12 protein-coding genes are annotated in these 12,939 nt (G+C 71.2%); 8 read left to right on the forward strand and 4 right to left on the reverse strand.

What is annotated here, in order from left to right; all coding sequences use genetic code 11:
- Positions 1 to 114: 114 nt before the first annotated feature.
- On the reverse strand, positions 115 to 1,455 hold the full coding sequence (locus ABD733_RS00815; RefSeq protein WP_344793147.1) for an AMP-binding protein: 1,341 nt from the start codon (positions 1,453 to 1,455) through the stop codon (positions 115 to 117).
- A gap of 103 nt (positions 1,456 to 1,558) precedes the next feature.
- Here ABD733_RS00815 and ABD733_RS00820 point away from each other — a divergent pair, with 103 nt between their 5' ends.
- From ABD733_RS00820 to ABD733_RS00830, 3 genes are all read left to right on the forward strand, one after another.
- Positions 1,559 to 2,527: an ROK family glucokinase gene (locus ABD733_RS00820; RefSeq protein WP_344793148.1), complete on the forward strand. Its 969-nt coding sequence runs from the start codon at positions 1,559 to 1,561 to the stop codon at positions 2,525 to 2,527.
- A 56-nt stretch (positions 2,528 to 2,583) separates the two neighbouring features.
- Positions 2,584 to 3,273, forward strand: coding sequence for a lysophospholipid acyltransferase family protein (locus ABD733_RS00825; RefSeq protein WP_344793149.1), 690 nt, complete (start codon positions 2,584 to 2,586; stop codon positions 3,271 to 3,273).
- Positions 3,274 to 3,370: 97 nt separating this feature from the next.
- Positions 3,371 to 4,705 (forward strand): class II 3-deoxy-7-phosphoheptulonate synthase, encoded by a 1,335-nt coding sequence (locus ABD733_RS00830; RefSeq protein WP_344795939.1) that lies wholly within the window; start codon positions 3,371 to 3,373, stop codon positions 4,703 to 4,705.
- Positions 4,706 to 4,806: 101 nt separating this feature from the next.
- On the opposite strand, the gene pknB is transcribed toward ABD733_RS00830, so the two are convergent.
- Positions 4,807 to 6,846: a Stk1 family PASTA domain-containing Ser/Thr kinase gene (gene pknB / locus ABD733_RS00835; RefSeq protein ID WP_425552884.1), complete on the reverse strand. Its 2,040-nt coding sequence runs from the start codon at positions 6,844 to 6,846 to the stop codon at positions 4,807 to 4,809.
- 133 nt (positions 6,847 to 6,979) lie between these two features.
- Positions 6,980 to 8,290 (reverse strand): muramidase family protein, encoded by a 1,311-nt coding sequence (locus ABD733_RS00840; RefSeq protein WP_344793151.1) that lies wholly within the window; start codon positions 8,288 to 8,290, stop codon positions 6,980 to 6,982.
- 183 nt (positions 8,291 to 8,473) lie between these two features.
- On the opposite strand from ABD733_RS00840, the gene ABD733_RS00845 reads away from it, so the two are divergent.
- Complete coding sequence (locus tag ABD733_RS00845; protein ID WP_344793152.1) at positions 8,474 to 8,830, forward strand: Rv2175c family DNA-binding protein; 357 nt, start codon at positions 8,474 to 8,476, stop codon at positions 8,828 to 8,830.
- Positions 8,831 to 8,881: 51 nt separating this feature from the next.
- Here ABD733_RS00845 and ABD733_RS00850 read toward each other — a convergent pair whose 3' ends face one another.
- Positions 8,882 to 10,003, reverse strand: a complete 1,122-nt coding sequence (locus ABD733_RS00850) for a polyprenyl synthetase family protein (protein ID WP_344793153.1) — start codon at positions 10,001 to 10,003, stop codon at positions 8,882 to 8,884.
- Between the two features lie 120 nt (positions 10,004 to 10,123).
- On the opposite strand from ABD733_RS00850, the gene ABD733_RS00855 reads away from it, so the two are divergent.
- The 4 genes from ABD733_RS00855 to ftsL all read left to right on the forward strand — a co-directional run bounded on the left by ABD733_RS00855 (position 10,124) and on the right by ftsL (position 12,875).
- On the forward strand, positions 10,124 to 10,525 hold the full coding sequence (locus tag ABD733_RS00855; protein WP_344793154.1) for a DUF3040 domain-containing protein: 402 nt from the start codon (positions 10,124 to 10,126) through the stop codon (positions 10,523 to 10,525).
- Between the two features lie 222 nt (positions 10,526 to 10,747).
- Positions 10,748 to 11,179, forward strand: coding sequence for a division/cell wall cluster transcriptional repressor MraZ (mraZ, locus tag ABD733_RS00860; RefSeq protein WP_344793155.1), 432 nt, complete (start codon positions 10,748 to 10,750; stop codon positions 11,177 to 11,179).
- Between the two features lie 104 nt (positions 11,180 to 11,283).
- The gene (gene rsmH, locus ABD733_RS00865) at positions 11,284 to 12,237 is read left to right on the forward strand and encodes a 16S rRNA (cytosine(1402)-N(4))-methyltransferase RsmH (RefSeq protein WP_344793156.1); all 954 of its coding nucleotides are present in this window, start codon (positions 11,284 to 11,286) and stop codon (positions 12,235 to 12,237) included.
- Complete coding sequence (ftsL, locus tag ABD733_RS00870) at positions 12,234 to 12,875, forward strand: cell division protein FtsL (protein ID WP_344793157.1); 642 nt, start codon at positions 12,234 to 12,236, stop codon at positions 12,873 to 12,875. Before rsmH ends, ftsL begins: the two co-directional genes overlap by 4 nt.
- Positions 12,876 to 12,939: the final 64 nt, after the last annotated feature.

Here is a 12,939-nt window from a genome sequence, read left to right on the forward strand (position 1 = left end):
TGCGCCGTGCTCGGTGCTCGGTGCTCGGGTTCGGTGTCAAGTCGGCGGGCGGTAGCAGCAGTGGGCCGGGCTCCGGAGGGCCGCCGACTGCTGCGGGCACCCGCCGACGCCGGGCTACTCCGCGCTGCGAGCGGGCGCAGGAGCCCCGGGGTCTCGACCCTCGAGGACGAGCACGCCGTCGACCAGGGTGCCCTCGTCGTCGCGCACCAGCCACTCCTGAGGGCCGCCACCGACCCCGACGCCCCGGAACGCCACCGACCCCTCGTCGAAGATCGAGACCTCGATCCCCGGCAGGGGCGGGCCCACGGCTCCGACAGGGCGCGTGAACGGCGCATCGGCCCGCTCGAGGGTCACGAGGCCGCCGGTCGCGCGGTCGCCGTAGCCCTCGAGGCAGCGGATGTCCAGCGCGCGCAGCTGGAGCCGCATCCCGAGGGTCACCGCCTCTTCGGTCGAGATCGCGACGACGGTGGAGAGTCGCCCGCCGGCCGCCTTGCGGATGCCGCGGAGCACGAGCGTGTCGGCGACGGCGAACCGGGTCTTGAGGCCGCGCGGGACCGGTCCCGGCTCGAGCGCCTCGGCGTACTCGACGGCGACCTCGAGGGCCTGGCGGAGCGCGGTCGCCCGGCCGGACGCCTCGGCGCGCGCGTGCACTGTCTCGTCGATGTCGCGGAGGGTCGACGGGTACGCCATCAGGAGCGTCGGCTTGAAGGCGGCCATGGTCTCGACGAGGCGGCCCGGGTCGGCGAGCTGCGCGATCCTGCTGCCGGTGGCGACCGCGGCGAGAGTGAGGACGCGCGCGTGCACGTCGGTGGCGGGGAGGTGCTGCAGGAGCTGGCGGCCCGCACCGAGCGCGTCGCCGAGCACGCTCGCGAGGGCGAGCGCGCGCGACGACAGATCTCTCTGCGTGAGACGGTGCTCACCGAGGACGACGGCGACGCTGTCGGGGGTGACCTCGGCCACGAGGCCGTCGAAGGCGTCGTCGGGGGTGTCGCGGCCCGAGGCGGCGAGCTTGTCGAGGTCGCCGAGGCCGATCTGCCACACCTCGGCGACGAGGGGGAGGTCGCCCTGGAGCTCGTCGATGCGGGCGAAGTCGCGCGCCGTCTCGACCACGACGGCCCGGACCCCCTCCTCGTCGAGGAGGGCGGCCAGCTCGGACTGCGACGACGACGGGGACAGCGGCACCACGACCACGCCCACGGCGGCGGCGGCGAAGTCGACCAGGACGGCCTCGAAGCGCGTCGAGCAGAGCACGGCCAGCGCGTCGCCCGGGTGGAGCCCGGCGGCCGCGAGGCCCCTGGCCAGCGCGCGGACCCGGCCCGCGAACTCGGGGCCGGTCAGATCGAACCAGCCGCCGAACGAGTCGGGGAGGGCGAAGACGGCGGCCTCAGGATCGACCCGGGAGCCCCGGTCGAGGAGCTCGTTCAGGATCACGGCGTCGGCGGGCGTTGCGGGCACGGCCTTCCTTCCTCGAGAGGCTGCAGGATCGCTCCACTGTATCGAAGGGCCGACGCCCGACCGTGGACTGCTGCTGGCAGGGGCGACGGTAGAGTGGATGCTCGTGCAGGCCATCGGAATCGACATCGGCGGAACGAAGATCGCGGGTGGCGTCGTCACCGAGCTCGGTGAGATCGTCGCCGAACGCCGGGTCCCGACGCCGACGGGCAACGACTCCGAGGCCATCGTCCAGGCCGTCGTGACCATGATCCGCGAGCTCCAGGCCGAGGCTCCCGCCGAGCACGGCCAGGTCGTCGCTGCGGGCGTGGCCGCCCCCGGGTTCATCGACGCGGCCCAGTCGACCGTCTACTACACGCCGAACATCCCGTGGCGGAACGAGCCCCTCCGCGCCCGCCTGAACAGCGAGCTCGACCTGCACATCACCATCGACAACGACGCGAACGCCGCCGGCTGGGCGGAGTTCCGCTTCGGCGCGGGGCGCCTCGTCAGCGACATGACCATGCTCACCATCGGCACCGGCGTCGGCGGCGCGATCGTCACCGAAGACCGCCTGTTCCGCGGCGGCTTCGGCACGGGCGGCGAGCTCGGCCACATGCGCATGGTCCCGAACGGACTCGCCTGCGGCTGCGGCGCCTTCGGCTGCATCGAGCAGTACGGCTCTGGCCGGGCGCTCCTCCGCATGGCCGGCGAGGTCGCCGACCGGGGCGGCGACGCAGGCCGCGCCCTCGCCGATGTCCGCCGCGCCAACGGCACCCTCACCGGGCACGACGTCGCCGCGCTGATGGCGCAGGGCGACGCCGGCGCCCTCGAGGCCCTCACCGAGCTCGGCACCTGGCTCGGGCAGGCCTGTGCGTCGCTCAGCGTCATCCTCGACCCCCAGCTCTTCGTCATCGGCGGCGGCGTCGCCCAGTCGGGCGAGCTCCTGCTGGCGCCCATCCGCGAGGCCTACCGCAGCCACCTCCCGGCCCGCGGCTTCCACCCGGAGCCCGAGTTCGTCATCGCCGAGCTGGTCAACGACGCGGGCGTCGTCGGTGCCGCCGACCTGGCCCGCGTGCACGCCAAGGCGATCTGACCTGCCGGCGGCCGGCGTCCGGTTAGACTTCTGACGGTCACGCGAAGGAGACGCCGTTGTTCTACTGGATCATGAAGACGTTCCTCTTCCGTCCGATCCTGCTGTCGATCTTCCGCCCGTGGGTCGTGGGCAAGCAGAACGTCCCCGAGGAGGGGGCGCTGATCTTCGCCAGCAACCACCTCTCGTTCGTCGACTCGATCTTCCTGCCCCTCGTGCTCGAGCGCCGCCTGTCGTTCCTCGCGAAGAGCGACTACTTCACGGGGCGCGGCTTCAAGGGCGTCATGACGAAGCTGTTCATGACGGCGTCCGGCATGCTGCCGATCGACCGCTCGGGCGGCAAGGCATCCGAGGCGTCGCTGGCGACGGGCCTCAAGGTGCTGGCCCGAGGCGACCAGCTCGGCATCTACCCCGAGGGGACTCGGAGCCCTGACGGGCGCCTCTACCGCGGCCGCACCGGCGTCGCGCGGATGATCCTCGAGGGTCGCGTCCGGGTCGTCCCGGTCGCCATGATCGACACGCAGAAGGTCATGATCACCGGATCGAAGCGCCCGCACCTCCACCGCATCGGCATCGTCTTCGGCGAGCCGCTCGACTTCAGCCGCTTCGAGGGGCTGGAGGGCGACCGCTTCATCCTGCGCTCGATCACCGACGAGATCATGCACGAGCTCAACCGGCTCGGCGGTCAGGAATACGTGGACGTCTACGCGTCTTCGGTCAAGGAGAGACGGGCTCTCCTTTCGCGATAGGCTCGATTCTCAGTGGTCTCCCGGCCACGACTCTCGCCGGCCCCCAGAGGAACCAGTGCTCCAGACCGATTTCCCAGTCATCTCCGCCGATCCCGACGTGATCGCAGGGCTGGACTATTGGCGCACGCTCCCCATCAAGCAGCAGCCGGAGTGGCCCGACCACTCCGCCGTCGAGGCCGCCTCGGCCGAGATCGCGACGTTCCCGCCGCTGGTGTTCGCCGGCGAGGTCGACACGCTCCGCGAGCGGCTCGCCACGGCGGCTGCGGGCAAGGCGTTCCTGCTGCAGGGCGGCGACTGCGCCGAGACCTTCGCCGACGCGACCGCCGACAACATCCGCAACCGGGTCAAGACGATCCTGCAGATGGCCGTCGTCCTGACCTACGGCGCCTCCGTGCCGGTCATCAAGATGGGCCGCATGGCCGGTCAGTTCGCGAAGCCGCGCTCGTCCGACATGGAGACCCGCGACGGTGTGACGCTGCCGGCCTACCGCGGCGACATCATCAACGGGTACGACTTCACGCCCGAGTCGCGGCAGCCCGATCCTGCGCGGCTCGTGAAGGGGTACCACACCTCGGCTTCGACGCTGAACCTCATCCGCGCCTTCACCCAGGGCGGCTTCGCCGACCTCCGCCAGGTGCACTCCTGGAACAAGGGCTTCGCCTCGAACCCCGCCAACGTCATGTACGAGCACCTCGCCCACGAGATCGACAAGGCGGTGCGCTTCATGGAGGCGGCCGGCGCCGACTTCGACGAGATGAAGCGCGCCGAGTTCTACACCTGCCACGAGGCGCTCCTGATGGACTACGAGCGTCCGATGACCAGGATCGACTCCCGCACCGGCACGCCGTACACGCTCTCGAGCCACTTCGTCTGGATCGGTGAGCGCACGCGCGACCTCGACGGCGCCCACGTCGACTTCCTGTCGCGGGTCCGCAACCCGATCGGGGTCAAGCTCGGCCCGACGACGACGCCCGACGACATGCTGCGCCTGATCGACAAGCTCGACCCCGAGCGGGAGCCGGGCCGCCTGACCTTCGTCACGCGCATGGGTGCGGGCAAGATCCGCGACGCCCTCCCGCCGCTCCTCGAGGCCATCAAGTCGTCCGACGCGACGCCGCTCTGGGTCTCCGATCCGATGCACGGCAACGGCATGACGACTCCCACCGGCTACAAGACGCGCCGCTTCGAAGAGATCGTCGACGAGGTCAAGGGCTTCTTCGAGGCGCACCGGGCGGCGGGCACGCACCCGGGCGGGATCCACATCGAGCTCACCGGCGACGACGTCACCGAGTGCCTCGGCGGCTCCGAGCACATCGACGAGGCCACCCTCGCGACGCGCTACGAGAGCCTCTGCGACCCGCGCCTCAACCACATGCAGTCGCTCGAGCTGGCGTTCCTCGTCGCCGAGGAGCTGTCGGCCGCTCAGGCCTGACGGTCGGCGCCGCACGACGGCGCAGGCACCGGTCCGCGGACAGGTGCCTGTGCCGTCCCACGGCGCCATAGCAGCATCAGCAGCAGCGGCAGCAGCAGCGGCTACCCGACGCTGAGGCTCGACCCGTCGTACTTCAGCGTCACCGTGTCGCCCTTGAAGGCGGTCCCCTGACCGGCCGGGCTCTGCGACTGAACCTTCACGAGCTTCCGCCAGTCGAATCCGAGCGCTGTCGCCGTGGCGCACTGCGCGGTCGTGCAGTCGGCGTACGAGACCTTGAGGCCGAGCGCGGCCAGTGCGCTCTCGGCGGTCGACACCTTGCGGCCGGTCTCGTCGGGCACGGTGATCGGGGTCGGACCCTTCGACACCACGAGGTCGATGGTCGATCCGGGGACGACGGCGCCGTCGCCCTCGGCGCCCTGGCGTATGACCGCGCCGTTGGCGACGCTGTCGCTGTACTCGCCGCCCGACTGGACGCTCTTCAGGCCGACGGCCGTGAGGGCCGCCTGCGCCGCTGAGAGCGACTGCCCGGTGACGTCCGGGACGGGCCCGAGCGACACGGTGAGGGTCACCGGTCGACGCTCGGGGTAGGTCGTCGCGTTCTGCAGGTCGACCGTCGCACCGGACGCGTTCTTGCCGGCGATCCCGAGGACCGTGCCCTTGGCCTTCTGATCGAACCGCGTCGTCGACGCCCCGACGGTGAACGGCGACAGTGCCTTCTTCGCGGCGTCCTCCTGCTGGCCGACGACCTTGGGCAGACTCAGGATCCGGGGGCCCTGCGACACCACGAGCCGCACGGCCGAGCCCTTGTGGACGGTGGCTCCCGCCTCGGGACGCGTGCCGGTGACCTGGCCGGCGGCGATCACGGGGTCGTAGGTCTTGACCTGCTCGTCGCTCACGCCGAAGCCCTGCGCCTCCAGCTTCGAGGTCGCCTGCGCCACGCTCGCGTTCGTGATCGCGGGCACGGTCGCCTGCGACCCGGGCCCGAGGCTGAACCACCAGGCCGTGGTGCCGGCGACGAGCGCGAGCACGACGACGAGCACCAGCCAGACGGCGCCGCGCTTGCGGCGGGCGGCGGCCTTCCGGCCGAGGGCCTCCGCGTTCGTCCCCAGGGCCGGCGTCACCGGGCCGGTGCGGTGGCGGGCCTTCTGCAGGATCGCCGTCTCGCCCGTCGAGCCGCGGAGCCCGGCCGGTCCGGTCTGGCCGGTGGGACCGTTCTGGCCCGCCGGACCGGTCGGGTTGCGCCCGGCGCCGAATGCCTCGGCGGGCGGCACCGGCGCCATGGCGCGGGGGAGCACCATCGTCTTCTGCGTGCCGCCGGGGACGGCGTCGCCGCGCTGCAGGTCGTACAGGTGCTCGAGCATGGCCCGGGCGTCGCGGGGGCGCTGCTCGGGGTCGCGGGCGGTCGCCCAGAGGACGAGCTCGTCGAGCTCCGCCGGGACCCGCGGGTTGACGGCGGACGGCATGGGCACGGTGTCGTTGGCGTGCTGGTAGGCGATCTGCATGGGCTGCTCGCCCTTGTAGGGCTGCTCGCCGGTCAGCATCTCGTAGAGCATGATGCCGAGCGCGTAGATGTCGCTGCGGGTGTCGGCGATGCCGCGGGTCACGAGCTCCGGCGACAGGTAGGCGATCGTGCCGAGGAGGGCTGCGCCGGTGGCAGTGTTGGCGCTGGCGGCGCGGGCGAGGCCGAAGTCGCCGATCTTGATCCGGCCGTCGTCGGCGAGGAGCACGTTCTCGGGTTTCAGGTCGCGGTGCACGATGCCCGAGCGGTGTGCGGCGGCGAGCCCGGCGAGCACGGCCTCGAGGATGTCGGTGGCCTGCTCGGGAGTGAGCACCCGGTGCTCCTGGAGGAGCTCGCGGAGCGTGATGCCGGGGAGGTACTCCATGACGATGTACGCCGACTCGTCGTCCTGACCCTGGTCGTAGACGTTGACGACGTTCGGGTGCGCGAGTCGCGCGGCCGAGCGCGCCTCCTGGATGAAGCGCTCCTTGAAGTTCTCGTCGTCGGCGAGGTGGCCGTGCATGATCTTCACGGCGACGGGCCGCTCGAGCCGCAGGTCGGACGCGAGGTAGACCGTCGCCATCCCGCCGCGGGCGATGCGTGAGCGCACCCGGTAGCGGCCGTCGATGAGCCGGCCGATCATCGGGTCAGTCTGGTTGGCGCTCACCCGTCGAATTTTACGGACGCCGGGCCGGAAGGCCCCTCGGACTCACCGCCCGGACCCAGATCGTTACCGGGCCACTCGCGCGATCCTGCAGGATCGCGCCGTCAGCGGTCTAGAGGCCGGCCAGCCAGGTGCGTGCCGAGCGCTCCCACTTCGCGTACCCGTTCGGGTAGGCCGAGACCTGCACGGCCTGGGCGGCCTGTGTCACGGTCATGCGCGACCAGCCGGCGATGTCGAGGAGCCCGCGGGTGCGGCCCGCGTTCGGGTTGTGCGAGCCGCCGAAGAAGAGGCGGGTCGCGTGGGTGGCGTCGAGGAGCTGCTGCCGGGAGCCCCAGCCCTGGCTGGGACGCTGCTGGAACAGGCCGAGGGAGTCGCGGTCGCCGGAGGAGAGGTTGTAGAGGCTCGACTCCTGCGCGGCGGCGGCGAGGGCGATCACGATGCCGTAGTCGCTGACCCCGAGGGAGCGGCCGACGCGGATGACGGTGCGGGCGTTGGCGCGTTGCTCGGCGTCGAGGGCCGACACCGGGACGGAGGCGCCCGAGGCGCCGGCCGAGACGTTCGTCGACGAGCCGGTGGAGGCTGCGGCGACGGCGGCGCGGCCCGGGATCGTCAGCTTCTTGCCCGCGTAGATCGTGCTGGTCCAGCTCAGGTGGTTGGCGGCGAGGAGCTTGTCGACCGAGGTGCCGTGCGCCTTCGCGATGGAGGAGAGGGTGTCGCCGGTCTTGATGACATAGGTGGAGGCGCTCGACGGTGCTGACGAGTGGGTCGCCGTGACCGGGGCCGCCGTGGGGGCCGCGTGCGACGCGCTCGAGCCGGCGCCCGGGATCCGGACCTTCTGGCCCGGGTAGATGATGCTCGTCCAGCCGAGGCCGTTCGCCGACAGGAGGGCCTGCGTCGAGACGTGGTGCCGGCTGGCGATCGACGACAGGGTGTCGCCTCGGACGATGGTGTAGGTCGACGTCGGCGTGCTCGAGTGCGAGGCCGCCTTCACGGGGGCAGCGGCGGCAGCGCGGTGCGCGGTCAGGTGGAGGGTCTGCCCCGGGAAGATGGTCGACTTCCAGCTGAGGCCGTTGAGGGCGAGGACCGAGGCCGTCGAGAGGCCGTACCGGCCGGCGATCGACGAGACGGTGTCGCCGCTCTTCACGGTGTACGTGGTCGGCGCCGACGCGGTCTCGATCGTCGCGGAGGTCAGCTCGACGGCGGGCTCGGCCGTCAGGGCGCGGAGGTCGATGGTCGCGGTGTCGTCGGGGCTGACGCCCGGCTTCTTGGGGTGCGGCTGCACGTGGTCGGCGGCGAAGAGCGGGCCGGTGACGTTCGCGCTCACGACCATCGAGGAGGCCAGCACGATCGGGACCGTGCCGAGCATGCTGCGACCGATCCGGTAGGCGGCGCTGCGATTCGAGTTCTGATCCTGTGAGGTCATGTGGTGCGTCCCGGGGGTTGTCGTCGTGTGGTCACTTCATCAGTGATGCGGCGTGTCAGCGAACTCAACGCTGACACACATGTATAGGCAAGTCAATTAACGAGGCGCATGTGACTGATGTGACTCTCACCCCAGAGCGGGGGAGGGTGACAGGCGCCGGTGAGTCCGTGGCACAGTTGACCCGTGACTGATCTCTCCACGCGTCCCTGGTTCCCGACCACGACCTGGCTCACGCTCCCCGACGTCGCCGAGAGGCTCGGCACGACGGCCAGCCGCGTGCGCCGCCTCCTCGACGAGCACGTCCTCGTGGCGGCGCGGGTCGACGACGTCCGGAAGGTCCCCGAGGTCTTCCTCGTCGACGGCGAGCCCCTGCACGAGCTCCGGGGCACGCTGACGGTGCTGCACGACAACGCCTTCGACGACGACGAGGCGCTCGACTGGCTCCTGTCCGACGAGGAGTCGCTCGGCACGAGCCCCGTCCAGGCCCTCCTCGCCGGCCGCAAGGCCGAGGTCAGGCGCGTCGCGCAGTCGCTGCTCTGAGCCTCTCGAAGCTGAGCCTCTCGAATCCGAGCTGCTCGAATCCGAGCAGCGTCAGGCCGATCGCGCGGTGACCGTGTCGGCGAGCTGCGACAGCTGCGTCCGGGCGCTCTTCGCCAGCGGCGCGTTGTCGATCGCGTCCTTCGCGCGCGTCACCTGATCGGCGATCGACTCCTCGAGGGCGTCGACGGCGCCGGACTCCCGGATCGTGGCCTGCAGGATCGCGATCTGGTCGTCGTCGAGACCGGGGTCGCCCAGGAGCTCGTCGAGCAGGCGGACCGCGCTCTGCGGCAGCGACTCGCGCGCGGTCGCGATGAGCACCGTGCGCTTTCCCTCCCGCAGGTCGTCGCCCGCGGGCTTGCCGGTGACGGCCGGGTCGCCGAAGACGCCGAGCAGGTCGTCGCGAAGCTGGTAGGCGATGCCGAGGGGCAGGCCGAAGCGCCGGAGCGCGTCGAGGTGCTCGGCGGTGCCGCCGGCCATGGCCGCACCGATCGTGAGCGGAGCCTCGACGGAGTACTTGGCGGACTTGTAGACGATGACCCGCTGCGCCCTCGGCAGGAGCTCGTCGGCGGGGACGGCGCCCCAGGCGCTCTCCTCCAGGATGTCGAGGTATTGACCGGCGGTGACCTCCGTGCGCATGCGGTTGAACTCGCGTCGGGCCGCGACGGCGGCGTCGCGCGACGGCAGCGAGTCGAAGGCCTCGGAGACGAGCTCGTCGCTCCACGAGAGCAGGAGGTCGCCGAAGAGGAGCGCCGCGGAGGTGCCGAACGACCCGGCGTCGCCGAGCCAGGAGCCGTCGCGGTGGAGGCCCTCGAACCGGCGGTGCGCCGCGGGGAGCCCGCGACGGGTGTCGGAGTTGTCCATGATGTCGTCGTGCACGAGGGCCGCGGCGTGGAAGAACTCGAGCCCCGCCGACGCGGTCAGGACGCTCGCCAGCTGGGCGCGGTCGGGACCCTCGGCGAGAGGGTCGGACGAGGCGCCGATGGCCTGCACGGACTGCCAGCCCCAGTAGCAGAACAGGGCCCGGAAGCGCTTGCCGCCCTGGAGGAGGTCGGCGGAGAACCGGGCGAACGGATCGAGGTCGGAGGCGATGCGGGCCAGATGCGGCCGCTGCCCGTCGAGGAAGGTGTCGATCCGCTCTTGAACGACGTCTACTAACCGCGTACTCTCAGCCACGCCGCTAGCCTAACCACAGACCGCGGTCGTAGAATTCTGAGCATCGAGCCCGCGCGTGCGCGGGTCCGATCCGGCTCGTCACGCGAGTCAGACCACAGCCGTCCCTGAAGGGAACACAAGATGCCACTTTCCGAACAGGAGCAGCGGCTGCTCGAAGAGATGGAGCGCAGCCTCTACAACAACGACTCCGACTTCGTCACCACCATGAGCTCGCGTCGAGGGCGACCGAGCTACACCATGGTGGTCGTCGGGGTCCTGGGAGCACTCGTGGGGGTGGGCATCGTCATCGCAGGCGTCGCCTTCCGCCAGCCGCTCATCGGTGTTGCCGGCTTCGTCGTCCTGCTCGCGGGCGCGCTGTTCGCGATCGCGCCGCCCCGCCGCCGTCACGGCTCTCTCGGCGCCGCCCCGGTCCCTCCCCGTTCCTCCACCGGGTCGGACGGCCGTGCGCGCGGCAACCGCGGCTCGATGATGGACCGCCTCAACGAGCGCTGGGAACGCCGTCAGGGCGGCGACGAGCGCTGATCCTCCCTCTCTGATCGGGCCGACCTCCGGGTCGGCCCTTTTTTTGTGCCCTCGACCTGCCGGGGGCGCACGAAGTCCTCCCTTTTCCTCCACCCCCGTTCTTCCCCGAGAAGGCGGGGTTTTTTCATGCCCCGGCACCCCCTTTTCGGGGCGGGGACTCGCTTGAGTGGCGTGCGGTGGAGTAAAGTGGAGGAAACGGTGGGCGAGTGGGGGTGAGGTGCAGTGTTCCTCGGTACCTACGCGCCCCGGCTCGACGAGAAAGGCCGCATCATCCTTCCTGCCAAGTACCGCGACGAGCTGGCCTCCGGCCTCGTGATGACGCGCGGGCAGGAGCGCTGCGTCTACGTCTTCAGCCAGCGCGAGTTCGAAGACCTCCACTCGCGCATCCGGCAGGCGCCCGTCACCAGCAAGGCCTCGCGCGACTACCTCCGCCTGTTCCTCTCGGGCGCGTCCGACGAGATCCCCGACAAGCAGCACCGCGTCACGATCCCCGCGAACCTCCGCGAGTACGCGGGCCTCGGCCGCGACCTGACCGTCATCGGCGCCGGCAACCGCGCCGAGATCTGGGACACCGCCGCTTGGAACACGTACTACGCCGAGCAGGAGGCGTCCTTCGCCGACACCACGGAGGAGGTGATCCCCGGCCTCTTCTGACCTTCCGGCCCTGACTCCCAGCCGTCCACCCCTGGCGCACCTTCCCCGGTGCCAGGTGGGATGGATGGGGATCAGGGCCTGAAGACCACGAGAGTCCGTCCGCCATGGCAGACGAGCAGATCCACACCCCCGTCCTCCTCGAGCGCACGCTCGAGCTCCTCGCGGCGGCCATCGGCCGACCGGGAGCCGTCGTCGTCGACACCACCCTCGGCATGGGCGGCCACTCCCACGCGATGCTGTCGCGTCACCCCGGCCTCACCCTCGTCGGGCTCGACCGCGACACCGAGGCGCTGGCAATCGCGGGGGAGCGGCTCGCCGAGTTCGGCGACCGCGCGAAGCTGGTGCACACCGAGTACGACGGCATCGCCGCGGCTCTCGACGGTCTCGGCATCGACGAGGTCGACGGCGTCCTGTTCGACCTCGGCGTCTCCTCGCTGCAGCTCGACCGGGTCGAGCGCGGCTTCTCGTACTCGAAGGACGCCCCGCTCGACATGCGGATGGACCCGACGCAGGGCGTCACCGCCGAGACGGTCCTCGCCACCTACTCCGAGGCCGACCTCCGCCGCATCTTCTACCAGTACGGCGAGGAGAAGCTGGCGCCCCGGTACGCCCGCCGCATCGTGGAGCGGCGAGAGTCCTCGCCCCTCGTCCGGAGCGGCGAGCTGGTCGACCTCCTCAGCGCGGCGACGCCCGCGGCCCTGTCGCGAGCGGGTCATCCTGCGAAGAGGGTGTTCCAGGCCCTGCGCATCGAGGTCAACGCCGAGCTCGCCTCTCTCGAGGCGGCGCTCCCGGCGGCCCTCGACCGCATCTCCATCGGCGGCCGGATCGTCGTGCTCGCCTACCAGTCGCTCGAAGACCGGCTCGTGAAGCGCGAGTTCGCGGCGCGGAGCACCTCGACGGCGCCCGCCGGCCTCCCGGTCGAGCTCCCCGAGCACCGACCCGAGTTCTCCCTCCTCGTCCGCGGCGCCGAACTGGCCGGCGACGACGAGAGAGACAGCAATCCCCGAGCAAAACCCGTGCGCCTGCGGGCCGCCGAGCGAATCCGGAGACGAGCATGACCAACCTCGCCACGCTGCCCACCCGCCTCTCGGGCGACGACGTCGAAGACGACCTCCTCGGGAGCGACCTCCCCGGAGGGTCGCGGCCCCGCCGGGGCCCGATCGAGATCGTCACCAGCCGGGTCCAGCGGCAGGCGCGCCCGCGCATCCTGTACGCCCTCATCGCCACGGCGGCCCTCTTCGTCCTGCTGCTCACGCAGCTCGGCGTCAGCATCGCTCTGAGCAAGGGCGCTTACCAGATCTCGTCGCTGCAGGACACGCAGACCTCGCTCTCGCGGACGCAGGAGAAGTACAGCGAGAAGCTTCAGGTGCTGTCGTCGCCGCAGAACATCGCAAACAACGCCACGGCGCTCGGGATGGTGCGGAACCAGAACCCGGTCTACCTCGACCTGTCCACGCAGAGGGTGTTCGGCACCCCGACCCCGGCAGCGCCCGACAAGGCGACCTCGGGCGACCTCATCCCGAACAGCCTGCTGAAGGGCGTCCCCGTCGTCACGAAGCCCCAGACGAAGGACGCAGCGAAGGACGCCTCCGCGAAGGCCGCCGCGGCTTCTGGCGCGACGGGCGCGGCAGAGACGCAAACGGGTGCCGCGAAGGTACCGTCGTCGAATCAACTGGCTGCTCCGGAGACCCGCTAGACACGTCTTCCCAGCAGGCTCCGCTGGGCCAGCCGATGAGTGCGGGCGGCGTTCGGCGCCTCCC

It is taken from the genome of Frondihabitans peucedani (assembly GCF_039537585.1).
Lineage (GTDB): Bacteria > Actinomycetota > Actinomycetes > Actinomycetales > Microbacteriaceae > Frondihabitans > Frondihabitans peucedani.